Here is a 24,448-nt window from a genome sequence, read left to right on the forward strand (position 1 = left end):
GTTAAACACATTCACTCACTTATCTCCCCTCCCTTGATCGCGCAGTTCATATCCTAGCATTTGGTCCAAACAAACTCACCAGCATATGGATGCTCTGGTGAAATACTAAATTTTATTGGGTTCATGGACAAAATCAAGTACTATAATGATAATAGGACGTTTTTTAAAGGAAGTTTTAAATGAAGAATAGATTTTCAATTGGAGAAATGGCAAAGCTACATAAAACCACCATAAAAACCCTTAGATATTATGATGAAATTGATTTATTAAAGCCTATGTACACAGATAAAAACAACGGTTATAGATACTATTCAACAGAACAATTTGAGCAATTAAATACTATACATTATTTAAAGGAATTAGGTTTTTCATTAAAGGAAATTAAAGGACATTTGGATCACAGAGATATCGACGACTTTTTGCATCTCTTAGAGGAACAGAAACGATTAACCGAGGAAAAAATCCACGAACTAGAACGAATTAAACGAAGGTTCCAAGATCGAATTAAGGATATTAAATTAGCACGAGAGATAAAGGCATTGGGAGTCCCTTTCATCATGGAAAAACAAGAGAGAAGAATCGTACGATTAATGGAAAAAATCAGTTCTGAACCACAATTGGAAGTTTCTCTGAGACAGTTAGAGAATTTGTCCAATATGAATTCTTCTATATTTATTGGAGGCGTTGGCCTAACCGTAAGTAGTTGCCATCTATTGGATAACCAGTTTCATGAATACAACTCTATATTTATTGTAGTCGAGGAAGAGGATCGGCAAAGTCCTTTATTGACCACGCTACCCGCAGGAAAATATGCCTGTATTTATTTTAATGGCAATCATAGTCATTCTCCTGTACATTATAAATCCTTACTGAATTTTATTAAAGATCACGGTTTCCAAGTAATCGGAGATTCTATTGAAAGAACAATAATTGACCATTACATTTCAGGAAGTAAAGAAGATTACTTGACAGAAATACAAATACCAATAAAATGTTGACCCTCCCCTTACAGGAGGGTTTATTTTTTTACGTAAGAACAATTTTTAAAGGAGAATGAAAAATGTTAGGAACGATATTTAATACAATGATGATTATAGTCGGAAGCATCGTTGGAAGTATTTTTAAAAACGGGATAAAGGATGAATACCATCAAATCCTCATGCAGGCCATGGGATTAGCAGCGATGGGATTAGGTATAAATGCACTAGTTCAACATTTACCTGCCAGTAAATATCCGGTACTTTTTATTGTCAGTCTAGCTATAGGCGGATTATTAGGTCAAAAACTTAATTTAGAATCAAAATTTAATACGTTAGTGAATAAATACTCTAAGGGGAATTTAGCTGAAGGATTATCGACAGCGATCTTATTATTTTGTATTGGATCATTATCTATATTAGGTCCAATAGAGGCTGCATTAAAGAAAGATTATACCTATCTGCTTACGAACGGTATATTGGATGGAATTACTTCGATTGTTTTGGCCACTACATTCGGTATTGGGATAGCTATTTCAGGTATTGTATTATTTCTATGGCAAGGCTCCATTTACTTAATAGCTAGTTTAATGGAGAATTCCATCAATACTGATCTTCTAAATGAATTGACGATTATAGGAGGTATATTGATATTAGCGTCTGGTTTAAGTATTTTAGGTATAAAAAAATGCAATACCTTAAATCTTTTGCCATCATTAATAATCCCTATTATTGTGTTTTTGTTTATACATTAAAAAGCCATCAAAAAAACCATATGTCTAATTTGCTCAGGCACAAAACAATTGCGTGCTTGGGCTTTTCCGCTTTTCTTAAGAAATCTTCATAAATATTCTCTCTAATTATTAATAATTTCCATTTACACTATAAAAGTCGACATTACTAAGAATTCTCTCACCTGAGATGTAGCATTTGAAAATTATTATTTGATAAAGGAGTATCACACCTTGGGAATTGCAGAAATCATGAGCAATATTAAAATTTTGATGTTGCCAGTCATCCTAATTATTGGCTTTGAGTTTTTACTAATTGCACTTTATTACTTTTATTATCAAAGGCGACGAACAGATCGCCATAAACAAATCCCTGTAAAGAAGCTTCTTCTTGGCGCAATGTTTATCGGATATATTGTGTTTGTTTTAGAGCTAACAGTTATTGGTCGTGGCACTTCACATTACATGCAGATGAACCTACAACCATTCAGCGGTTATATAGACGCGTGGAAAAAATACTCTTTACGTGATCTCCAAAATTGTCTATTTAATATATTAATGTTTGTGCCATTAGGAATGTTCTTGCCTTTACTTATGGCTAAATGTAAAGAGTTTAAGTGGCTACTTCTAGTAGTTGTGGGGGCAACAGCCTCTATTGAAACATATCAAACACTTTCAGGAGCAGGGATTTTTGAGCTTGATGATTTAATCAATAACTCACTTGGGGGTATTATTGGCTATCAATTATACAAACTTGCAGTTTCTATTTCCAATCACAAAAAGGTCAAGGTGAAAAGTCTGATTGGAAACCTTGCTATCCCCCTATTGATGGGCTTAATTTTTATCGTTATGAGCATTGTCTACGCCCAACAAGAGTTTGGTCATTTAGCAATAAACGCTTATACAAAATCAAAAATGTCAGATGTTCATGTATCCACTTCATTGGAATTAAGCGCAGCATCAATTGTTGCTCCTGTCTTTAAGAAAAACGTTAAAAATGATGACGTAAAAGACCTGTTACAACAGAAATTAGGATTATTAGAGGTGAGTACATCTAATAACCAGGACAATGACGAGACTTTATTGGAAGATAAAAATGAGGTCCCCTATACATTGATTACAAATGATTCCGAGGGCCAATGGTGGTTAACCGAAAATAATTATACCCCAGAGCAAACTTCAGCTGTAGGGCAAGAAGATAAGGCGAAATCATTGATGGATGAACTTGCTTTACTACCTCAAGATGCAGAATTTGCTGTACAGGAGAATGGTGAATTTGAATGGACATTACCAGACCGCACCGATGTACATAAAGATTACTGGACTGGGGATGTTAGTCTTGGTCTTAAACCGGATGGTCACGTGTATTCATTAACCTACAGCCTTCATGAAAATCAATTTATACGGGAGGTAAACATACTATCCCCTACAGAGGTATATGAACGGATCAAGGAAGGCGATTTTCCTCAAATAAAGTATAATGCGCTCGTTCAGGAGGAAGACCTTATTATAAAAAAAGGAGACCATATAGAGATTGATTCAATTGAGCTTTCGTATATGTATGATACAAAAGGTTTCTATCAGCCCATATACAATGTTGCAGGAAAGTTCAACGGCAACGATTGGTTTACTTTAATTCAGGCAAGAAAGTAATAGCTCATTCCGAACATTTGGCTCCAATTAACGGACAACCGGGCTTTCCATTGTAATGGGCTCCGTATTTGAATGAATTATCCCCTAGAAAATAGACTGCTTCCTAAGAGTGGAGCATGTTAGGTTTGGTAGTATATTACCCAAATATTAAAAATGACAAAAGTCATCGAGAGTGAACTTCTCGATGACTTTTGTCTACAGTCTGAAAGAAAAGTTTAGGCCTTCTTTTCTTTCGGGTACCCAATGAGAATAGCTATCATACCACAAATACCAATAAGAATAGGATAGAACGAGTATGGTAAGATACTCACTGGCGATATTTTGGCAACGCTTGCGGCTACTAGGAATTGAGCTCCGTATGGGAGAAGACCTTGAACCGTACAGGAGAAAATATCTAAAATACTTGCGGATTTTTTCGGCTCAATCTCATACTGATCAGCAATATTTTTGGCAAGCGGCCCAGCAATTAAAATAGCAATTGTATTATTGGCCGTAGATAAATTAGTTAGGCCCACAAGACCAGCTATACCTAATTCAGCGCCCTTCTGCGATTTAATCCTGCGTGTTACAAGGCGGAGCAAAAAGTCAATTCCTCCATTAAATTTAATAACCTCCACCATTCCAGCTATTAATATAGCTAGAAAGGCGATTTCAAACATACCTTCCATTCCTTCGCCAATTTTTTGTATAAGGCTCATTAGGTGATAGCTGCCATCTGCTAAGCCAACTGCACCGGCGAGGACAATCCCTAATGCAAGAACGAGGAAAACATTCATTCCCGATAACGCTAAAATAATCACTAAAACATAGGGAACAATTTTTACCCAATTATAGCTTAAATGCTCTACTTGAGCTGTTCCACCGGATGTCATAAACCCTAAAATAATGCTCGTAACCATAGCTGCCGGCAATACAATCCAAAAATTGACCTTAAATTTGTCCTTCATTTGCGCTCCTTGTGAACGAACGGCAGTAATAGTAGTATCTGAAATAAAAGATAAATTATCACCAAACATTGAACCGCCTATAACCGCTGCTATCACTAAAGCAATAGATAGCTCAGTCTGATCGCTTATCCCAACTCCTATGGGCGCCAGTGCAACAATTGTCCCCACTGACGTACCCATGGATAGAGAGATAAAACAGGCAATGATGAATAAACCTACAACAAGCAAGTTTTGCGGAATAATTGATAATGCAAAGTTAACAGTGGAATCTACGGCCCCCATCCCCTTGGCTACCTCTGAAAATGCCCCTGCTAATAGAAAAATAATAACCATCAGCATGACATTTAAATTTCCAGCACCTTGGCAAAAAATATCAACCTTCCGTGAAAATGATTCTTTTCGATTCATCGCTAGAGCCACAGCTCCCGAAATGCTAATAGCTACAATAACAGGGAAGGCATAAAAATCACCCGTCATAACCCCTGAACCAATAAATAAAATTATAAAAACAACAAATGGGATTAGCGCCCATGGATTCTCTCTCTTCATTGTCTACCTCCCAAAAATTAAAAATCAGCCCTATTTTTGTTTGTTCACCATAAAAAGGCCTCATCTTGAAATAACAAGAAGAGGCCTTATAGTTAAAACGCTCCTCTTATCTATCAAGGACATTGCTTGCTGGATTTGGCACAGTAACTTAATAGTTCCGCTGCCGAGATTTCATCGGGCCAGTCCCTCCATCTCTCTTGATAAGAAGAAAAATATTATATTATATTTTTGACACAATATTAAAATACTAAAATAAAACATCCATAATTGCAACATGTTTTTAATTAGAAAAATTTTCTTGGCACTATCTTTAAGGTCCAGAATTCAACTTTTTAGATTAATATGAAGCTTTGTATAGACACATACACCGAAAATATAAATACGCCAACTAGAAAACAACCATATAATTTTCTCTCTCTCCCAAACTCTTTAATTCCTAATGTTAACATAAATAAACCTAGGAAAAGAATCATTAAGAAATTTAGGCGGTATTCATATGTAATAAGTCCATAAACGGAAAGCGTGATGCCTATCGTTGATAAAATAATTTGTACTGTTTTTAACAAAACGATTCCTCCCTTTTTGCTTAAACAAATACTGTCAGTTATCTAACTTTTTTTGAATAAATAAATTCTATGATAGGTGATATGACCAATGTAAACCCAACGACTAAGAACAAAGGATAATTTTTCATGTCATTTAAATTGGAGACACCCTCTGAAGCAAAAAAAATTAGACAAGCTAAAATCATTAAAACATACTATCCAATTTTAGCATTGTGTGCTTCAATATGCTTATCCAGTTCATCTTTATCTTCTTTAATATCGCTATGGTTACCCGAAGAAGAATAAGGAAATAAAGCTAATTATAATAGAACCTCCATCAATTATTCCGAAACGAATCCATCTGTAGAGGGTAAAACTAACAATGTACAAACATATACAATGACTAAAAGACCGATTAATTTTTTCGATTGATGCATCCTTTGTCTAACCTCTATAGTGACAACTATTACCATTTAAAAATTGATTTATAATTTTAAAAAATCCAACAATACCCATTTAAACAATCATTTGTAAAATTCGGTTCGCTCAAAAAATCTATCCCTTTATGGCAAAACGGGCCATGGGAATTTCAGCTCTCGCCTCTTTTTCACAACTAATGACATTCGATTAACAAAAAATAACTTGTTGGAAGTATGGCTACGTTTGTAAGATAAGGCTAGCTTGCCTCATAAATTAATGTTCTTGAAATCTCAGATAAAAACAAAAAACCAGATGCTCCTCATAGAAGAGCGCCTGGTTTTATTGTGAAAGTGAATCTTACTAATTTACTTAGTTTTGATTCGTATTAATACTACGCTAAGTTAAGGCGTTGAACAAGTTAAAATATTTTCCAATCTAATTTTTGGGGGAATTCTTGTTTTTTCGAGCATAGGATTTACTCATTGCTATGTAATTTTCTAAAGTTCATGATTTTCATAAAAGTAGAAAGCCAACAAAAAAGACTAGATGCCTACATCATTATGTAAGTTCTAGCCTTTTAAGTGAAAGTGAATCTTACTAATAATATTGCTTAGCTTTAGATTCAATTATGAATACGAAAAAACAGCTAAAAAGTTTCACTATTTGTCCTATTTTTTCGTATAAAATAGGATTGTCTGCACAAAAAGACCAGGAAATCACGGAATAAGTGAATCCTGGCCTTTTTGTGAAAAGTGAATGTTACTAGCTTGCTTTAGTTTTTGTATTCTACTAGTAAGGTAGACGGTTGACGTTGCGATAAGTTACATAAAATTTAAAAATATTTTAAGCTTTTACTTGAATAGCAAAATCCCGCTGCCCCACCTAGTAATAACGGAAAGTTATACCTCCCTTTTGACATTGTATAGCTGCCTTTTTCAGTGTCTTTGAATGGAGATGGTTGCTGTAAAAAGAGGTATGAAATTTCCCATATGCAGTTGTAGCACATATATCATTCACCAGAAGTCTACGGTGCATTTCCACTTCCTCGGGATTGCTCCTTGCTGAGAATCTTTTCTTTTACATGAATCAACTTCATCCGACGACTTTGCAGAATGAAGTGGGTGCCAATTAAGACTCACAATTACGAGAAAAGTGACTCTTTTGAAACAAGGCTTTCAGTATAAAAAACATTTTTTAGTCACTTAGGTGTCTCCTATTACTTAACGAAAGAACAACTGGCTAGCTTAATAGACCATCTTTTTGCCCTAGTTCTAGTAGGCAGTTCACTTGTCTTGGACTATGGTGATGAATCGTTATTTATGAAAAAAGGTATCTCTAACAGAGTAGAGAATATGGTGAAGATGGCGGCAGCTGGTGGTGAACCAATGAACTCATGCTATGAGGAAATGAAGAAGACGCTAGATCAATCAGGGCTACTCATCTATCTCTATCTGCAATTCAACAGCTTTATTTTCAACATCAAACTGATTATCTATCCGCTTTTGAAACAATCCATTATCTTCACATTGTTAAAAAGTAAAGTATAATCAAATCATTTTTAAAACAATTCTTAATTTTCTATCTATTTCCCAGGCAATTAACTATTTCGATATAATATTTATGTATATGATAGTAGTGTAAAGCTAATTAGCCTTACACCTCCTAGATTTGTTACTAGGGTCACTGTTATAAACAGTGACCCGCTTATGATTGGCAAACCCCTAAAGGATTTCCATCTAGATCATAGAAGGTGAAAAATTTTATTTGTCCTTCTCCTCCGATAGGATTTACTTTCACTTGTTGCTCTACTAGTGATTGGTAGGTATCTTCAATAGTTGAAGATAGGAAATTGAAGTATTTCCCTACCCCAAAATGATTATCTGGAAAATGTAATGGTTGATGATTCTCCGTTTTGACTAAGCATACGACCGTAACAGATTGTTCCCCTATTTTCATGACCGCTGCGTCTTCTTCAATATTTAAAAGCTTAAACCCAAGCTTTTCCTCATACCATTTAACTGATAATTGAGGGTCCTTTATCGGGATAAAAATGGCCTCTACTCCATTTAATAATGATCGCATCCCTTTTTTCCTCCTATTTAAAATGATGTATATACTTTTTTCTATTAATAGACGCTTTTGTCCTCTAAAAAAATTTCCCCCGTACTCCTCTTCTTGTTTATTTTCCCTATTATTTGCTTATCCTAATTAGTATCGGAAATGTCTTAGCCCTTTTCCTAGAGGAGGTGCCAATCATTAAACACACGGTGTCATTCTTTCTCCTACTTCTAACCGTTTTGTTGTTAACTGGATGTTGGAATAAGCGAGAGTTAAATGAATTAGCTATTGTCACTGCTGTTGGGGTCGATAAAACAGACGAATTTATAGAGCTATCCATTCAAATCGTTAACCCAAGTCAAATAGCGACGAAGAATTCAACAAGCTTTCAAGTCCCTGTTGTTACCTATCACGCAAAAGGGAAAACCTTATTCGAAGCTATTCGGAAATTAACAACGCAGACGCCAAGGAAACCCTATTATGCACATACTCAAGTTATTATTATTGGTGAAGAAATGGCTGAATATGGTATGAATAGTATTTTAGATTTATTTCAAAGGGACCCTGAGGGAAGAAGTGATTTTAATATTATTGTTGCCCATGAATCAACAGCGCAAGATATTTTAAGTATATTAACACCGTTAGAAGATATTCCTGCCAGTAAATTGTTAAAATCCTTAAAGGACTCTGAAGATGCATTGGGAACAACTGAATCAGTGATTTTAGACGATTTAATCAATTCTTTAGGGAGTATTGATCATAGTGCTGTTCTGCCCTCCATTCAAATACATGGAGATGCAGATGCAGGAAAGAGTAGCTCCAACATCGAAAAAATGGATAGTCCTGCTAATTTACAATACGGTGGACTTGCTGTTTTTAAAAACTATAAGCTTATAGGCTTCTTATCAGAGGAAGAGAGCAGAGGCTATAATTTCTTACACAACCATATAAAAGGTACCGTTCAAAAAGTCCCTTGTTCGGAAAAGGGGAAAATATCAGCGGAAGTTTTCAATTCTTCTACAAAAGTTACTGGCAGCTTTAAAAATGATAAACCCTCCATCCATGTACAGGTTGAACTTGAACAAAATATAGCGGAAATAAGTTGTCCATTGGATCTAACAAAGCCAGAAACTATTGATACTCTTAATAAAGAAACAAGCAAGTTAGTTCAAGCGAATTTAGAACAAACATTTCACACTATTCAAAAAACCTATCAGGTTGATATTTTAAAGTTTAGTGAGGTACTACATCGCGAAGACCATCAGGCATGGAAACGTATTAAAAAAGATTGGGCCACGCTTTACCCCAATCTCCCCGTGCATATTGAGGTAAAGGTGAAAACAAAAGGCATTGGTACAGCTAGAAAGCTAAAAGTAGGCTAGAGAATAAAAAATGACCAGCCTCTCCTTGAGAGTGCTGGTCATTACTAATTAGCGTATAGCTTCAAATGTAATGAATGAAGAATTTTCATCAGGCTGCTGATGAAATGTGTAATCACTTTGGGCGTTATTTTGCACTATAAATAAAATATAAAAAGTCCAATTTCTCATTATTTAAATTGAGAAATTGAACTTTTATAGTTACTTCAAAATAGCGTCTATTAAAGGAAAAACATTTTCGCTATGTGTGATCCATTAAAGTATCCCCGCAAGGCCAAGTTAGGATGAAAAACATTTAAGGGGTGTTATTGGTTTCGCTAAATGAAAGGCTTTCTAAACGATCAATCAATTGTCGGAGACCTGTTTCATCAGTGGCATAATGCCTGACATCCTCTCCCAATAGTTTGTCCGCCTGTTCTCTTGTAAACGTAAAGGTATTAACCATTCCATCGTTTTGGTGTGGGCTGTCAACAATCGAATAGGTTATACTATCGACGTTATCAATTATACTTAAGAGGAGAATGGAATTACGATAATAAATTTCATTATTTATTTCCCCCTTATCTATCCCGGGAACAGAATCATTCATTATATAATTGACAGTTACCTCATAAGGCTGAGCTGTTGTTTGAAGTGCCATCCCGTTCCATTCAAGACCTGTCGGTTCGGGCATTCCACTGAGAAGACCGCCTACCTTACTAGCGTTACCTACATAAAGAGTTTTGTTCTCCATTAGCTTTTCTAAATTATATCCAGAATATAATGACTGCAAGGGTCCCTGCTGCAAAGGCTTGGGATTGGCTGTACATCCTACAACTAAAGTTGCAATAACGAGTATATAAGCTGCAATCATCCTTTTAGAAGGTTGGCGGTAAGTAAGAATGTTTTGAATTCTTGCCTTCACATCGCTCTCTCCAAAAGCAATTGGACTACCGGTTAGTCCCCCCTTTTTACTAACAGAAAGTGTAAGCAATGAGGTTGAATAGCTTCCTTTAATCTGATGCCCCATTTTGTTAACAACACTTTCATCGCAGGACATCTCCATATCTTTACTCATAAGAGCATAAGATAACCACATTAGCGGATTAAACCAATGAATGATGAGGAGCATAAATGCAAAAGGTTTTATCAGATAATCACGTCTCATAATATGAATCTTCTCGTGTAGTAAAATGTAAGACAGCTCATGATCACTCATGCCGATTGGGATATATATTTTCGGTTTCAGGAAACCGCAAACAAAGGGTGTGTCAATCTGATCTGTCTCATATATATTATCCTTGACAAGTGTTGCCGTTCGGACCTTAACTAATATTTTCAAATACGACAGAATGCTAAAAAGCAAAAGAATGACTATACCTGTAATCCAAATTAAACTTCCAATCCACACGATGATTTGCATGGGGTTTGCGCTTGCCATCGGGGTAGCCACTGGATAGGATGAGTTTATAAAATAGCTTATCTCCTTAATTCCAATATCCACAACTGGATTTTTTTGCATCCCGATTTCTTGGGGTACAAATTCCATGAAACCTGTGCCAGTTTTCTTTTGGAAATCTACAAGACCTAATACACTTAAACTTGAGGTAAAACTAACAGGGGTGATCAGTCGGATGGCTACGGCTCCCCATAGAATATAAGAAAATATTTTAGGAGCTCTTGTCAAAAGAAATCTCACCAAGATAACCGCAAGTGCAACAAAGCTTGCGGTAATGCTCATATTAAGGATTACTAGAAACAGGTTCATGATTTAGCTGCCTCCTCAATAATCCGTTTCAACTCTTCGGCTTCCTCATTAGAAATGCCCTTTCCACCTAGAAAAGCAGTTAGAAACTGCGGTAAGGATCCATTGAAGGACTTTTCAACAACCATCTGACTTTCGTATTTCTGTGCGTCCTCTTTTTTAACAATGGATGTGACCGTTGCTTCCTCATTTTTAAGGACTCCCCGTTTACATAACTTTCTTAAAACAGTATAAGTCGTTGATTTCTTCCAGCCAAGTACTGCTTGGCTTAGCTTTACAAGATCAGTAGAATTAATAGGTTCGTTATCCCAAATCAGGCATGTAAATTTATATTCGGCATCGAACAATTTATACGGCTCCATTCTGACCACCACCCTCCTGTTAAGTTTATTGAGATAAACCTCTCGTTGATTAGTTTATCGTAATAAACCCATATTGTCTATAAACTGAAGAGTTTAACTTTACTCCTTTTTATAATACGGAATTTTTATACCATGTAACGAAACTCATTGTAATGATGAAGGCTTTAATTGACAGTGGCACACCCATTAAAGATGTGCAAAATAACTCCTAAAGAAACATAGGTCCACTATAATGTAAAAATTAGCACAAATTATCAAGAAATATTTCCCTTTAAATAGTACGATGAGAATGAGAAAGGATGATCGTATGGATTATTTTGAAAGAATTCAAAACGCTATAGAATATATAGAGGATAACCTACAAGAAAAAATGTCGATCACAAATATTTCTTCGCAATCGTATTTTTCAGCCTTCCATTTTCAGCGACTGTTTCAGGCGATAACTGGATTTTCTGTACAGCAATATATTCGCAATAGAAGGCTTTCAGAAGCGGCCGTTCTATTAATAACAACCTCCCAATCTATACTCGAAATAGCGATTAGCTTTGAATACGGTTCTCAAGAAGCATTTACACGAGCATTTGTTCAGTACTTTGGGATAACACCGACTAAGTACAGAAAGAATACCTATTCTATTCCATTGCAAAATAAAATAAACTTTTTAGATTATAAAATAGATGGTGAACTTCCAATGCAAAAACCTACAATCGTACATTTAGGAAAAAAGTTAATCACCGGCTATGTCTATCCAACATCCTTACAAGATGAGAGGTATTATGAAGAAATCCCAGGCTTTTATCATGATTTTGGTCGTCAACAATATTATGACTGTATTGCACAAAAAGTGGCCCCTAATGTGGCATATGGAATCTCTACAAGCTTTCACGAGGATGGTCAGTTTTCCTTTATTGTTGGTGAGGAAGTCCAAGCATTTGAGGAGCATGTTCAGCAAGGATTTACCCATTTAGAATTACCCGCTGGTCAATATGCAGAATTTATCTTGAATAGTAGTGCAGAAGGTATTCAGAATACAAGACGTTACATTTACGGGGTATGGTTGCCGAATTCCAATTATGATAGAGATATGGGTCCTGATTTTGAAATAACAGATGTCATGCAATCTATCTATCCATATAATCTGAAAATGAAAATTTACATTCCAATTAAAGGCTAAGAAAGGAGCCAAAAAAATGATGATTGAAAAGGTTTTTACTCAATTCCCTTTGCTACATACGACTAGTCTAACATTAAAGAAAATAGAAGCGTCTCATGTGGAAGATTTGTTTGCCATCTATGATAATAATAAGGTTTTCGAGTTTTGTGGTATTATTCCAAAACACAACCTTCAAACCGTTCAAAAAATGATTGGGCATTTCGAAAGAGACTTTAAGAAGAAAAGTAGAATAAAATGGGGTATTTTTGAAGCGTCCCATAGTAATAAATTAGTGGGTATTATTGAAGCTATGGACTTTAATCAGAAAGTAAATATGGTGACAATTGGATATTACTTAGCAGAAGATTTTTGGGGAAAAGGCATTGCTACGAAGGCAGTTGAAATGGTCGTGAATTATCTTATAGAGGAGGTTCAGGTAAATCGAATTCAAGCTGAAGTCATGCCATTAAATGAACCTTCGAAAAAAGTACTACTAAAGAATGGCTTTATCAATGAAGGTTTATTACGACAAGCAACATTATGGTCTGGCAAAGGCGTTGTTGATCTAGAAATATATGGACTACTGAAAGAAGATTATGTAAGTCATTCAAAAAACTAGACTCTATTTAGGAGTCTAGTTTTTTCTTTTAAATGACTGTTAGATGGACATATTACCAGCTCAAGATAGCTCTTTTACATAGATTAGAAATAGAAGATTGGCGCAGGAATTAACATTCAAACCATAAAGGAGCGTTTCAAGAATGGATGAAAATCGATATTTAACAAGATTGGATAGAGATTTAGATAATTATCATAAATTTTCTAAATGCTATTGTGAATCGAAGAACTATTGCACAGGTCACTATTACGGCATAGATGATATGGCTGAAGATGATTCTTATCGCATCAAGTATTATAATAGTTCTCAAGACAGAAAAAAACAGTTGGAAAACCACATAAGAAGCAAAGATAAAAAACATTGTGAAGGCTGTGTTTGTAGTCAATTAGAACGTTTCGACCCAGGGACATTAGTAGATATCTATCTTTCTGATGGCCATTGTTTTTGTGGTATTTACTTTCTCTATCTCGATCCACATAGCTGCTGTGCGTATTTCCTTCAAATCGATGACACCGCTAAACCGGTAATTATTGACTGCCAGCAAGTGAATGCCCTAAGCAAAACTAATACAGGTAGCTAATGCATGGGCTCTTCCCTTTTGGAAGCAGCCTTTTTGTCTGATGATTCGTCATGAGTTTTCCCTACTTGTATTCGATAGTCATCCCGGGCGAGAGTACGTCTACAACGAATAGTCAAAATCACCTACCTAACCAGAGGGAATAGGCGACGAAAAATCAAACAAGATTTTTGAAAGATTTTCATCGTTAATGGCTTCCTCTTTCTACATAAGAAAGAGCAGTATGATAACATATAAATGTTACCCACTGCTCTAAGTTTTAAAAAATTACCCTTCGTTTATCCAATTAATGAGCTGTTTATCAAAAAACTCGGGCTCTTCAAACATAGGGTTATGACCACTTTTTTCAAATATAACTTTCTTTACTTGAGAAGTATCATCTATCGCGTCCCATAGTGAAACAGGGGCAACTAAAAAATCATACATCCCTAGTCCGACAAAAACGGGTTTGCTAAATGATCGAGTTAGGTGTAAAAGATCCTGCTCAGCAAAGGCTTTTCCCCAAAGATAATCGATCACTTCCATATTCGTATAAACGCCTTCCCACATGGCAGTAGCATTGTACGAATAATCATAGAAACTATGTGCACCCATACGAATACACATATGAACAAAACGTCGTTCCGGTTCCTTCTTTAGATCTTGCGCTAAGAAAGCAATCTCCCGTTCAAATTGTTTTTTTCGCGCAATACTGGCAGTGGCTTCAAAATAGGACAGACTTTGCTGTTGTCTTTCTTGGCTATTCGTTGTAGCTGTATTTAATAGAATCACCTTCCGAACATGTTGAGGGTATGTGTTGGCATACGCCATCGCCATAAATGCATGACCTGAGTGCCCTAAAATAATGAAATGCTCTAACTTTAACAATTGTCGGGCTTGTTCAATATCGTCGACTATTTTCTCCAAGGTATAATCTTCTTGTTTTAAACGACGAGGAGGCTTCACAAATCCACGATGATCTAAAAAAATAAGCTGAAAATGCTGGGAAAGGTTTTCTGAGAACAGTCGTGGATAATATACACTGCTCCCTACGACTAAAATAGGCTCACCCTGCCCTTTTATATAATAATGTAATTCAAATCCATCACAAATAATCTTTTGTTCACTTTTCATTTTTTTTCCTCTTTTCTTATTAATCTATCACTCCCTTTCCTCTTTGCATTCCCGTGTCTTTTCCATCGAACGCTCCAGCATTCTATTCACCTCATGTATTTTTCTTTCACACAAACAATACCATTACTACTGGTTTCTAGCAAATTATTGATTATATAATGAAGGAAGCATCTACTAAAGGGTGGGAGGAAATGAAAGAAAGTCTATTAGAACGTTTGAAGGTATTTCTACTCAATATGGAACACCACACATTATTAGGCGAACCAGCTAGTGAAGAGGAAATTATCTGTGCTCAACAGATGCTCAGTGTACAATTCCATAAGGATTACGTGCAGTTCATTAAAATGTTTGGGGGAGCTTATGCAGGATTAGCAATTCATGCTTTTTCTAATGGTTCCAGTATAGGAAATGAAACAGTCATCGATTTAACGCTGGCATTTCGTCAACAATTCAGTGATGTCCTTTCTCCAAATAGCCTGGACACTAGCTATGTCATTTCAATGGATGGAGGAGGGAATCCCATTTTTATGGACTCATCTGGAAAGTTTTTCTTTTGTGATCATGGTACAATCCTATTATTAGCCGATTCTTTCGAGCAGCTGATCGAAGAAAATTTTTTTGAATGATAACCTATTTAATGCAATACATTACAAACAAGGGGATTAATAATGGATAAACAATTAGAGCAAGTACTAACATTGAGAGAGAATGGCCAGCTGAAGGAAGCCAACCAATTAATGGTGAAGTTGGTCAATGAAAAACCTGAAAATGCTTATTACCAATTTCAATGTGCCTGGACCTACGATTCTTTAGGACAAGAAAAAGAAGCTGTTCCCCACTATGAAAAAGCCATTCAATTAGGATTAGAACCGGATATTCTATTGGATGCCTATCTAGGTTTAGGTAGCACGTATCGGACATTGGGGCTGTACGAACAAGCAAAACGGACATTGGAACAAGCGATCCACGAATTTCCTGAAGCAGAGCATGTCAAGGTTTTTTATGCTATGACACTTTATAATCTTGGTGAACATGCAAAATCTATGGAAACATTATTAAATACTTTAGTCATCACAACCAACCATCAAGGTATTATAGATTACAAAAAAGCTATTCATTATTACAGCAACAAGCTCGATCAAACATGGTCTTAACAAAAAAACAGGCTTCTATGAAAAGCCTGTTTTTAGCGTTATTTTGCGACATTTTGTGTTTTTAATGTTGAAAAAAAGATCAGTGTTAGTATGCCACTAAAGAAAAATAAATAGCTCAACGGGATTAAAAAGAAGTTCTTCTCCACAATTACTCCGTTTGCCAGTACCTCATCGCCAATAATTCCTTTTATCAATAAGCATAAAACACCTACCATCACAGGAATGGTAGCTAAAAAATATTTCTTCATCATGTCTTCCTCCAAATAATTTAATTATTGTATGTGATTGTTATCAAACATATTTTTTGATTTGCTATAGTTATAATACTTATTATCACATCTTAAGTCAATATTTTTTTATCGAAAAACAATAAATTGTTATTGTTTTTATTCCCTACTCATTCTTTCGCAAAAAGATAGAATATATGATAAAATAAGAACATACATTCCACCTCTCTTAAATTATTTTTACGTGTGTACGTTTTGTTAGTTGAGTAATTTTTGTGCGAGTGATACTTACTAACAATATTATAGTGTCGGATAATCTGTTACAAGGTTTTTAAAAAAACAGCTACTCCAATAAAAAAAGTAACTGTTTTTCCAACGATTAAATAGAAGCCGAAGCTTGTTGTATTAAGGCAGCGACCATTTTATCCATTTGAGCGAAGCGATCATCCTGTGTTTGCCCTTTGGCATAGCGATAATAGATTTGCTGACAAATGACGGCTAATTTGAAATAAGCGAATGTACAATAATACTGAATGTCTGAAATATCTCTCCCACTTTTTTCAGCATAACGTTCCATAAATTGCTGACGAGAATAAAATCCTGGCAAAACCGTAACGGGTGGGTCGCCTAGTGCATGTAATAGCATTTTTGGATCATCCGCTTGCATCCAATAACTCATCGCGACACCTACATCAGCTAGTGGATCCCCTACTGTGGTCATTTCCCAATCAAATAAACCAATCATGTCGGAATAGTCCTCAGAGAACATAGCATTATTCAATTTATAGTCATAATGAATAATGGTTGCCTCCTTATTAAGAGGAATATGTTTTTTTAACCAGTCTGTCAAAGCTTTTACTTCAGCATACTCTGCTGTTTTAGCTTTTTCATAGCGCTCGATCCAACCATGTACCTGTCGTTCCATAAATCCGTCAGGCTTCACCATATCTTTTAGCGGCGTGTCTTCATATGGAATTGCATGAAGTGCTACTAATGAGTCAACCATCTTTTCAGACAGCTGACGGGCTAGTTCCTCAGTCGGTTTTATTCCTTTTGGAAAATAGGTGTCGAGGACGATACCTTTTTTGCGCTCCATTAAAAAAAAATCGCTACCAATGATGTCTCGGTCCTCAATATAAACATAAGGTTTTGGAACCGCAGGTAAAAATGGATGCAATGCCGATAAAATTGTAAATTCCCGCTGCATATCGTGGGCCTTCTTAGCAACCGGACCAAGTGGCGGTCTACGAAGAACCACTTCAAAATCAGCTATTTTCAAGCAATATGTTAAATTGGAATGACCAGCACTAAATTGTGAAATTTCCAATTGACCCTGTGGTAGTTCAGAAAAATGGCTTTCTAAAAAAGCGTGCAATTTGACTGCATCTAGTCGTTCACTTGACCTTACTTGCATTGTATCCATCTTATCCCTCCCTTAAATAATGGCACTCATGCCCCCATCAACAACAACGACGTCCCCTGTCACATAATCTGATGCCGCTGATGCTAGAAATAACGCCACACCCTTTAAATCATTTTCGGAGCCAAGTCTTTTTAAAGGTGTAGCACCCATCAAATAATCTTGACCTCGTTCAATTAATACATTGGACATTTTGGTTGGAAAAAAACCCGGTGCAATGGCATTGACATGTACACCATAAGGTCCCCATTTGACAGCTAAATCCTTCGTTAATGTTATAACAGCACCTTTGCTTGCATTATAGGCAACGGTATCCATAAACGCAGGTAGAGTACCACCAAGCCCTGCGATGGAAGCAATATTAATAATTTTCCCGGTTTTCTGCTCTACCATCCTTTTGCCTACTGCTTGGCTCATTAGAAATGTTCCATTCACATTGACATCAAATACTTTTTGCCAGGCTTCATAAGGCATATCGATAGCAGGAGTTCCCCATGAGGCACCACTGTTATTGACTAAAATATCAATTTTACCGAACGTAGTCATCGTTTGCGCCACAACATTTGCAATATCCTCTGGTTTTGTCACATCACAGGCTAACGCTAATGTTTGAACCCCTAACTTTTCAAGAGCTGTCGCAACCTCCTCACAGGCTTCCACTTTTCGCGAGCATAAGACAACATTGGCTCCAGCCTCTGCAAAGCCTTGGGCAATTTGCGCACCGAGTCCTCGTCCCCCTCCTGTCACAATGGCTGTTTTCCCCTGTAAGCTAAATAATTCCAATACAGTCATTTCACCAGCTCCTTATGTTTATTCGCATGCTTTTTTAACTCTAGTTTGGCAACTGTATTACGATGTACTTCATCTGGTCCATCTGCTAATCGTAATGTTCGAGAGTTTGCCCACTGTGCAGCAAGTGTTGTATCAGGCCCTACACCAGCAGCTCCAAATGCTTGAATCGCTCTGTCTATAACTCTCAATGCCATATTCGGTGCAACAACCTTAATCATGGCAATTTCTGCTTTTGCCTCTTTATTGCCCACCGTGTCCATCATATAAGCAGCCTTTAAAGTCAAAAGTCTTGCTTGCTCAATATCAATACGGGACTCAGCAATTCGTTCACGCATCACTCCTTGATCTGCTAGAGGTCTGTGAAATGCATGACGCTCCTGTACACGAACACACATTTCCTCTAATGCCCGTTCCGCTGCGCCAATAAGACGCATGCAATGATGAATTCTTCCTGGGCCTAAGCGACCTTGAGCAATGGCAAAGCCTTTTCCCTCTCCCCATAAAATATGGTCTATGGGTACGCGTACATTCGTAAAGGTAACCTCTCCATGTCCCTCTGGTGCATGATCATAGCCAAAAGCCGTTAACATGCGCTCCACTTTTACTCCTGGCGTATCCATTGGTACTAGAATCATAGATTGTTGCTCATGAATAGGGGCTGTTGAATCTTTATGTTTACCCATAAAAATAGCTACTTTACAGCGTGGGTCACCAGCACCTGTTGTCCACCATTTATGACCATTTAAAATATATTCATCACCATCTCGTTCAATACTTGCCTCAATATTCGTGGCATCACTCGATGCAACTGCAGGTTCAGTCATCGCAAAGCAGGATCGGATTTCCCCATGTAATAACGGTTCAAGCCACTGCTTTTTTTGTTGTGTGGAACCATAGCGAACTAGTACCTCCATATTACCTGTATCTGGTGCATTACAATTAAACACTTCTGGCGCCAATAGTGAACGTCCCATAATTTCACATAATGGAGCGTATTCTAGATTGGTTAAACCCGCTCCATATTCACTATCTGGTAAAAATAAATTCCATAAACCAGCCTCCTGCGCTTTCTGCTTTAGCTCATCCATAATGGGTGGAATCGCTCCCCAACGATCCTCCATCGCCTCGATTTGTGCAGCATAAACGGCCTCATTCGGATAGATGTATTGCTCCATAAAATTCGTCAGCTTGTCCTGTAACTTCACAACTTTTTCACTATAGGAAAAATTCATTGGAAGAAACCCCCTTTGCTTGAACTCCGAAAAAATGAATGATTGTTCATTTTATTCTTACATTAAATGTTACCGCTATTTTTCTAGTAAATCAATTCCATTTCATGAATTTTCTAATTAAAAGGAAAATTTCATGTATATAGCAATTGGATTAGTTTACATTGTTTTCGTTTCAAAAAATTGCAGTACATCTTTCAGTAATTGACGGATAGCAAATGGTAAATGGCGATTTTTTAAGTACACCAAATAAACATTCCGACATAGATTCGCTCCTTCAATTTCCTTTTTAACAATGGTTTTAGCTGTCGGGCCTTGTAAATAGTTTTCTGGTAAGATGGTTATCCCTAAATTTTCTCTGACAAGAGATACAGCCGTTTCAAAGCGTTCAATTTCAAATTGAATATCAATGCTCTTCCCTGCTTGTTCAAAAGTATTCAAAATATCACGTCTTGTTTGAAATCCTTCTGTACTTATAATAAAAGGCTCTGCACTAATATCTGAAATCGATAAAGTCTCTTTCTTCGCTAATGGATGATGTAGGGGTAAAACAGCTACTAAACGCTCCTCATATAAGGTCTTAACTTCAAGCTCAGGATCATCCATCAGCTGATTGGTAATAATTAAATGCGTTTTATAGCTTTTCAAGGATTTTTTCACACGCTTACTGCCTAAAATATCCACTAAATGGATCATCATTTGCGGATAGTCTTTTTTATAGTTGGCAATTACTTTAGGAAGCCAATGCTTGATTGATTCCATCACACCAATCGTAATTTCACTCGTGCCATGTACAACGACTTCATCCATTTCTTTTTTTAGCACTTCCATATTTTTCACAATAACTTTTGCACGTTCAAATAGCACCTCACCAGCTTCCGTCAACTGCAGATTTCTAGTATTTCTGTCTAATAAGGGGGAGCCAATCTCATGTTCTAATTTTTTGATGGCATTGCTTAAGGAAGGCTGCGAAATATGCAGTCTTTCTGCGGCTTTCGAGAAATTCATATGCTCTGAAACAGCGATAAAATATTGTAGTTGTTTAATATCCAATACGGTGATCCTCCCTCATTTATAGTTTAAAGCTATAGATTGATATTAATTATATATTAGTAATTATAATTATGTGAATATATAATGAATTACAACAATATTTTTTCTACAATAATATTTGCAATGGGGATGATAAGATTATGTACACAATGACAGATCAAAAACAATGGAAAGGCCGTATAGATTCTACAACAAATAGAAGCAGTTTCCGTTTACATCAACAAGTCAAACGAATCGCGATGAATGATGTAAGCGCTTCAGATAAGAAAGGTGCTGCAATAATTGGCTTTATTTGCGATGAGGGTGTACGTCGAAATCAAGGTCGAGTAGGAGCAGCAAATGGACCAAACGCACTACGTGAAGGACTATCTAGTTTACCGTGGACGTTTGAGGAGGAGCAACAAATCATTGATGTAGGGAACATCATTTGTCTCAATCACGCACTAGAGGAGGCACAGCGAGAGCTTGGTGATGTTGTTAGCACTCTCCTACAAAAGAAATTACAATGTGTTGTGCTCGGTGGTGGTCACGAAACACTGTACGGTCATTATTTAGGTGTTCGTGCGGCATTACCAAAGGACGCAAAAATCGGCATTATCAATATCGATGCTCATTTTGATTTACGACCATATGACGAGCAGCCTTCTTCTGGTACAATGTTCCGTCAAATTTTAGAGCAAGATCCACATGTCGATTATTTTGTTGTTGGCATACAACGCTATGGCAATACAAAAGAGCTATTCGAAAAAGCAGATGAGCTACAAGTGAAGTATGTAATAGAAGATGACATGACATCAGCGGCCAATATTCAGCCGTTAATGGATGATTTACAGCATTATATGGATCAACACGATTATGTGCTTTTAACATTATGTATGGATGTTTTAAACGCAGCAGCAGCACCAGGCGTAAGTGCACCTTCACCGTTTGGACTTGAACCGACAACTGTGCGTACGATTCTTCAAAAAGTGACTTCGCATCCACATACACACTCTTTTGATATTTGCGAGGTTAATCCATCATTAGATGAAAACGGACGAACGGTTAAATTAGGTGCCTATTTTGTCTATGAAGCACTGAACAACTTACTTGGGGGGCAAGGTTTATGATCGAAATTAATCAAATTACAACGGTGTTTCTAGCCGTAGCACTCTTTGCATTAGGCGGCTTTCTCATTAATAAAATTGGTTTTTTAAAACGATTTTGTATTCCAGCACCAGTGGTCGGTGGCTTACTGTTTGCTGCACTAGCGACCATTTTAAAGACTACTGGAACTTTAGAAATTTCACTGGATACATCATTACAAAGCTTGTTTATGATCACGTTTTTCACAACCATCGGCTTAGGAGCAAGCTTTAAGCTTGTTAAGCTTGGCGGAAAATTACTTATTATATACTGGCTAGCGTGTGGCTTCCTTGCCCTCATGCAAAATGTAATTGGTGTTTCTCTGGCATCATTAATGGGGATTCATCCTCTGATTGGTATGATGGCTGGTGCCGTGTCTATGGAAGGCGGTCATGGTGCCGCAGCTGCATTTGGACAAACATTAGAAGATTTAGGCATTTCCTCAGCGATGACAATTGGTGCCGCAGCTGCAACTTGTGGTTTAGTGGCTGGTGGTTTAATTGGTGGTCCAATCGTTAAATATTTAGTTGGAAAATACAATTTAACACCCGATGAACAAGAAGCTGAAGAAATCGAATATGAAAATAAACATGAACAAATTACATCTGATTCATTCTTTACTCAAGTTTTATTAATTACGTTCTGTATGGCTGTCGGTACTTATGTTGGAACATTATTCTCAGAAGCGACAGGCTTCGTTCTGCCAGGCTATGTAGGGGCTATGTTTGTAGCTGTCTTAGTCCGCAATATTATGGACAAATTTAAACCTGAAGCAATCAATATGAAGAGTATCTCATTAATTGGCGATGTGACATTAGGTGTTTTCCTTTCAATGGCACTGATGAGTATTAAATTATGGGAAATTGCTGATTTAGCGCTTCCATTATTTATCATCGTCTTTGCGCAAGTATTCTTTATTGTTGTATTCAGTACCTTCGTCTTGTTTAAATTACTCGGCAAAAACTACGATGCGGCCGTGATGGTTGCCGGTTTCGCAGGGCATGGACTAGGCGCAACGCCGAATGCCATGGCCAATATGTCAGCCGTTGTCTCACGCTTCGGTCCTTCTAAAAAAGCATTTCTCGTTGTACCAATTGTAGGCGCCTTTTTAATCGACGTGTTTGGTATTCCTATTATTATTACAACTATTAATTTATTTAAATAAATAAAAGCCGTGCTTTGTCTCTAAAAGACTAGTACGGCTTTTTCCATTATGGTAAGGTCACTACTCCAGTTCCACTCAAAATTCATTGAAAGAATTCACCCAACAAAAAAATCTAAATCCTGAAAAATGATCGGATTTAGATTTTAGATCGTATATTATTGTAAAATTTCACTAACAGTAACAAACTCATAGCCTTGCTTTTGTAAATAAAGAAGGACATTATCTAAACCATTGGCAGTCGTTTGATGGATATCATGCATTAAAATAATACTGCCATCTTTTACAGATGCTTTCACATACGCTAAAATTTTATCTGGATTATGATGCTTCCAATCAAGCGTATCAATGGACCACAAGATTGAAGGAATTGTCATTACCGAACGAACTTGTTCATTTGTCGCCCCATATGGTGGACGGAAAACAGTTGGATACTGACCAATCGCTGCATAGATGGCATTGCTTGTGCCATTTACTTCTTGTCTGACACCCGAGATAGATAAAGCAGTTAATTTTTTATGGTTTGATGTATGATTGCCAATTTCATGCCCAGCGTCATAGATTTGCTTGACGATTGTAGCGTTTTTTGGAACATTTCTCCCAACCATAAAAAATGTTGCCTTTGCATCGTATTTTTGTAAAGTAGCTAATATTTGCGGTGTTACTTTGGCGTCTGGCCCATCATCAAAGGTTAAAGCTACACGTTTTTTTGAACCCTTTGGTGCTGGCACACCTTTATTATAAACTTTATTATTAGTAAGCTGGATATTGGCTAATTCAGAAGCTTTGACATACCCTTTTTGGTCGCCCGCTTCTACATAAGCCCAGCCCGCAAGCGTTATGTAATGCTGTACAGTCAACTTATTTGACAACGTTCCTAAAACTTCTCCACTTGGACTAGCCGTCAAGCGTAAAACAGCACCATTTGGAGCATAGATTTGCTTCTTTGTTGGTACAGGTTTCTTGAGAGCATTTGTTGCTACATAGCCTATATCTTCACCGTATTGGGCGAAAGACCAGCCTCCCGGTGCTGTGCCATATACATATACCATACGTCCTTCGTATAGTTGACCAACATGCCGAGCATTTTGACTTGGCTCCGTAAATAAAGAAGTGCCACCCTTCTGAATGACTAAATATCCCTCCGATTTTACCTTAACTAAAACGTCGGTTGTCACATAGCCGGCCTGTTCGGGCGTTTGAATATGTGTCCACCCTTTACTTGCTTGGGTTACTTGGATGAAGCTGCCCTTCACCACTTCTCCGATTGGCGTGCTATTTATGGATGGCTCCTCGAAAATAACCGCATCTTTATTAACCTTTTGAATCTTTACTGATCCTTCAGCACTTGCTGTCAGCTGCCCCATCATTAAGCCTAGTAAAAACGTCAAACAAAAAGCATAAGCATAAGGTAAAAATTTTTTCATTATTTACACCGCCCTTGATGTCTTTCCATGTC

At 36.9% G+C, this 24,448-nt stretch carries 23 protein-coding genes, 1 pseudogene and 1 riboswitch; of the genes and pseudogenes, 12 read left to right on the plus strand and 12 right to left on the minus strand.

Annotation, left to right across the window (positions count from 1 at the left end):
* Positions 1–179 precede the first annotated feature (179 nt).
* From A2J09_RS08785 to A2J09_RS08795, 3 genes are all read left to right on the plus strand, one after another.
* The gene (locus A2J09_RS08785; protein ID WP_036161912.1) at positions 180–998 is read left to right on the plus strand and encodes a MerR family transcriptional regulator; all 819 of its coding nucleotides are present in this window, start codon (positions 180–182) and stop codon (positions 996–998) included.
* Positions 999–1,060: 62 nt separating this feature from the next.
* Entirely contained in the window at positions 1,061–1,732 is a 672-nt protein-coding gene (locus A2J09_RS08790) for a DUF554 domain-containing protein (protein WP_012294784.1), read from the plus strand.
* A 210-nt stretch (positions 1,733–1,942) separates the two neighbouring features.
* Positions 1,943–3,361, plus strand: a complete 1,419-nt coding sequence (locus A2J09_RS08795) for a VanZ family protein (protein WP_012294785.1) — start codon at positions 1,943–1,945, stop codon at positions 3,359–3,361.
* A gap of 215 nt (positions 3,362–3,576) precedes the next feature.
* Here A2J09_RS08795 and A2J09_RS08800 read toward each other — a convergent pair whose 3' ends face one another.
* On the minus strand, positions 3,577–4,857 hold the full coding sequence (locus A2J09_RS08800) for a Na+/H+ antiporter NhaC family protein (RefSeq protein WP_031417879.1): 1,281 nt from the start codon (positions 4,855–4,857) through the stop codon (positions 3,577–3,579).
* 103 nt (positions 4,858–4,960) lie between these two features.
* Positions 4,961–5,064, minus strand: a riboswitch (SAM riboswitch).
* 125 nt (positions 5,065–5,189) lie between these two features.
* Entirely contained in the window at positions 5,190–5,423 is a 234-nt protein-coding gene (locus tag A2J09_RS08805) for a DUF3953 domain-containing protein (protein WP_036161915.1), read from the minus strand.
* Positions 5,424–7,006: 1,583 nt separating this feature from the next.
* Between A2J09_RS08805 and A2J09_RS24190 the strand changes: the two are divergent.
* A pseudogene (locus A2J09_RS24190) lies at positions 7,007–7,362 on the plus strand (SAM-dependent methyltransferase); the annotation flags it as partial.
* A 164-nt stretch (positions 7,363–7,526) separates the two neighbouring features.
* Here the strand turns inward: A2J09_RS24190 and A2J09_RS08815 are convergent.
* Complete coding sequence (locus A2J09_RS08815; RefSeq protein ID WP_012294788.1) at positions 7,527–7,904, minus strand: VOC family protein; 378 nt, start codon at positions 7,902–7,904, stop codon at positions 7,527–7,529.
* Between the two features lie 164 nt (positions 7,905–8,068).
* On the opposite strand from A2J09_RS08815, the gene A2J09_RS08820 reads away from it, so the two are divergent.
* A complete protein-coding gene (locus tag A2J09_RS08820; protein WP_231112960.1) occupies positions 8,069–9,262 on the plus strand; it encodes a Ger(x)C family spore germination protein in 1,194 nt (397 codons plus the stop codon).
* A 292-nt stretch (positions 9,263–9,554) separates the two neighbouring features.
* Here the strand turns inward: A2J09_RS08820 and A2J09_RS08825 are convergent, their stop codons facing one another.
* On the minus strand, positions 9,555–11,006 hold the full coding sequence (locus tag A2J09_RS08825) for a M56 family metallopeptidase (RefSeq protein WP_012294790.1): 1,452 nt from the start codon (positions 11,004–11,006) through the stop codon (positions 9,555–9,557).
* Positions 11,003–11,365, minus strand: a complete 363-nt coding sequence (locus tag A2J09_RS08830; protein WP_012294791.1) for a BlaI/MecI/CopY family transcriptional regulator — start codon at positions 11,363–11,365, stop codon at positions 11,003–11,005. The genes A2J09_RS08825 and A2J09_RS08830 overlap by 4 nt, the downstream gene beginning before the upstream one ends.
* 307 nt (positions 11,366–11,672) lie before the next feature.
* On the opposite strand from A2J09_RS08830, the gene A2J09_RS08835 reads away from it, so the two are divergent.
* The 3 genes from A2J09_RS08835 (at position 11,673) to A2J09_RS08845 (ending at position 13,717) form a co-directional block, all read left to right on the plus strand.
* Positions 11,673–12,539: an effector binding domain-containing protein gene (locus A2J09_RS08835; protein ID WP_036161919.1), complete on the plus strand. Its 867-nt coding sequence runs from the start codon at positions 11,673–11,675 to the stop codon at positions 12,537–12,539.
* 16 nt (positions 12,540–12,555) lie between these two features.
* Positions 12,556–13,137 carry a GNAT family N-acetyltransferase gene (locus A2J09_RS08840; protein ID WP_012294793.1) on the plus strand — a complete coding sequence of 194 codons (582 nt, stop codon included), beginning with the start codon at positions 12,556–12,558 and terminating at the stop codon, positions 13,135–13,137.
* A 142-nt stretch (positions 13,138–13,279) separates the two neighbouring features.
* Positions 13,280–13,717 carry a hypothetical protein gene (locus A2J09_RS08845; protein WP_012294794.1) on the plus strand — a complete coding sequence of 146 codons (438 nt, stop codon included), beginning with the start codon at positions 13,280–13,282 and terminating at the stop codon, positions 13,715–13,717.
* A 264-nt stretch (positions 13,718–13,981) separates the two neighbouring features.
* Here A2J09_RS08845 and A2J09_RS08850 read toward each other — a convergent pair whose 3' ends face one another.
* Positions 13,982–14,827: an alpha/beta fold hydrolase gene (locus tag A2J09_RS08850; protein ID WP_012294795.1), complete on the minus strand. Its 846-nt coding sequence runs from the start codon at positions 14,825–14,827 to the stop codon at positions 13,982–13,984.
* A 191-nt stretch (positions 14,828–15,018) separates the two neighbouring features.
* Between A2J09_RS08850 and A2J09_RS08855 the strand changes: the two genes are divergently transcribed.
* Positions 15,019–15,453, plus strand: a complete 435-nt coding sequence (locus A2J09_RS08855) for an SMI1/KNR4 family protein (RefSeq protein WP_036161921.1) — start codon at positions 15,019–15,021, stop codon at positions 15,451–15,453.
* 42 nt (positions 15,454–15,495) lie between these two features.
* On the plus strand, positions 15,496–15,981 hold the full coding sequence (locus A2J09_RS08860; protein WP_012294797.1) for a tetratricopeptide repeat protein: 486 nt from the start codon (positions 15,496–15,498) through the stop codon (positions 15,979–15,981).
* 38 nt (positions 15,982–16,019) lie between these two features.
* On the opposite strand, the gene A2J09_RS08865 is transcribed toward A2J09_RS08860, so the two are convergent.
* The 5 genes from A2J09_RS08865 to A2J09_RS08885 all read right to left on the minus strand — a co-directional run bounded on the left by A2J09_RS08865 (position 16,020) and on the right by A2J09_RS08885 (position 20,702).
* Positions 16,020–16,229 carry a DUF3955 domain-containing protein gene (locus A2J09_RS08865; protein ID WP_375142639.1) on the minus strand — a complete coding sequence of 70 codons (210 nt, stop codon included), beginning with the start codon at positions 16,227–16,229 and terminating at the stop codon, positions 16,020–16,022.
* A 358-nt stretch (positions 16,230–16,587) separates the two neighbouring features.
* A complete protein-coding gene (locus A2J09_RS08870; RefSeq protein ID WP_012294799.1) occupies positions 16,588–17,631 on the minus strand; it encodes a phosphotransferase family protein in 1,044 nt (347 codons plus the stop codon).
* Between the two features lie 12 nt (positions 17,632–17,643).
* Positions 17,644–18,420: an SDR family oxidoreductase gene (locus A2J09_RS08875; RefSeq protein ID WP_012294800.1), complete on the minus strand. Its 777-nt coding sequence runs from the start codon at positions 18,418–18,420 to the stop codon at positions 17,644–17,646.
* The gene (locus tag A2J09_RS08880) at positions 18,417–19,652 is read right to left on the minus strand and encodes an acyl-CoA dehydrogenase family protein (RefSeq protein ID WP_012294801.1); all 1,236 of its coding nucleotides are present in this window, start codon (positions 19,650–19,652) and stop codon (positions 18,417–18,419) included. Before A2J09_RS08880 ends, A2J09_RS08875 begins: the two co-directional genes overlap by 4 nt.
* Positions 19,653–19,808: 156 nt before the next feature.
* Positions 19,809–20,702 carry a LysR family transcriptional regulator gene (locus A2J09_RS08885; protein WP_012294802.1) on the minus strand — a complete coding sequence of 298 codons (894 nt, stop codon included), beginning with the start codon at positions 20,700–20,702 and terminating at the stop codon, positions 19,809–19,811.
* 140 nt (positions 20,703–20,842) lie between these two features.
* Here A2J09_RS08885 and hutG point away from each other — a divergent pair, with 140 nt between their 5' ends.
* Together hutG and gltS are read left to right on the plus strand one after the other, a co-directional pair.
* Positions 20,843–21,811 (plus strand): formimidoylglutamase, encoded by a 969-nt coding sequence (gene hutG, locus A2J09_RS08890; RefSeq protein WP_036161928.1) that lies wholly within the window; start codon positions 20,843–20,845, stop codon positions 21,809–21,811.
* Positions 21,808–22,992, plus strand: coding sequence for a sodium/glutamate symporter (gene gltS, locus A2J09_RS08895; RefSeq protein WP_012294804.1), 1,185 nt, complete (start codon positions 21,808–21,810; stop codon positions 22,990–22,992). Before hutG ends, gltS begins: the two co-directional genes overlap by 4 nt.
* 155 nt (positions 22,993–23,147) lie before the next feature.
* Here gltS and A2J09_RS08900 read toward each other — a convergent pair whose 3' ends face one another.
* The gene (locus A2J09_RS08900) at positions 23,148–24,416 is read right to left on the minus strand and encodes a polysaccharide deacetylase family protein (RefSeq protein WP_036161931.1); all 1,269 of its coding nucleotides are present in this window, start codon (positions 24,414–24,416) and stop codon (positions 23,148–23,150) included.
* Between the last annotated feature and the right edge of the window lie 32 nt (positions 24,417–24,448).

This window comes from Lysinibacillus sphaericus, from assembly GCF_001629735.1.
In the GTDB taxonomy this organism is placed as follows: domain Bacteria; phylum Bacillota; class Bacilli; order Bacillales_A; family Planococcaceae; genus Lysinibacillus; species Lysinibacillus pinottii.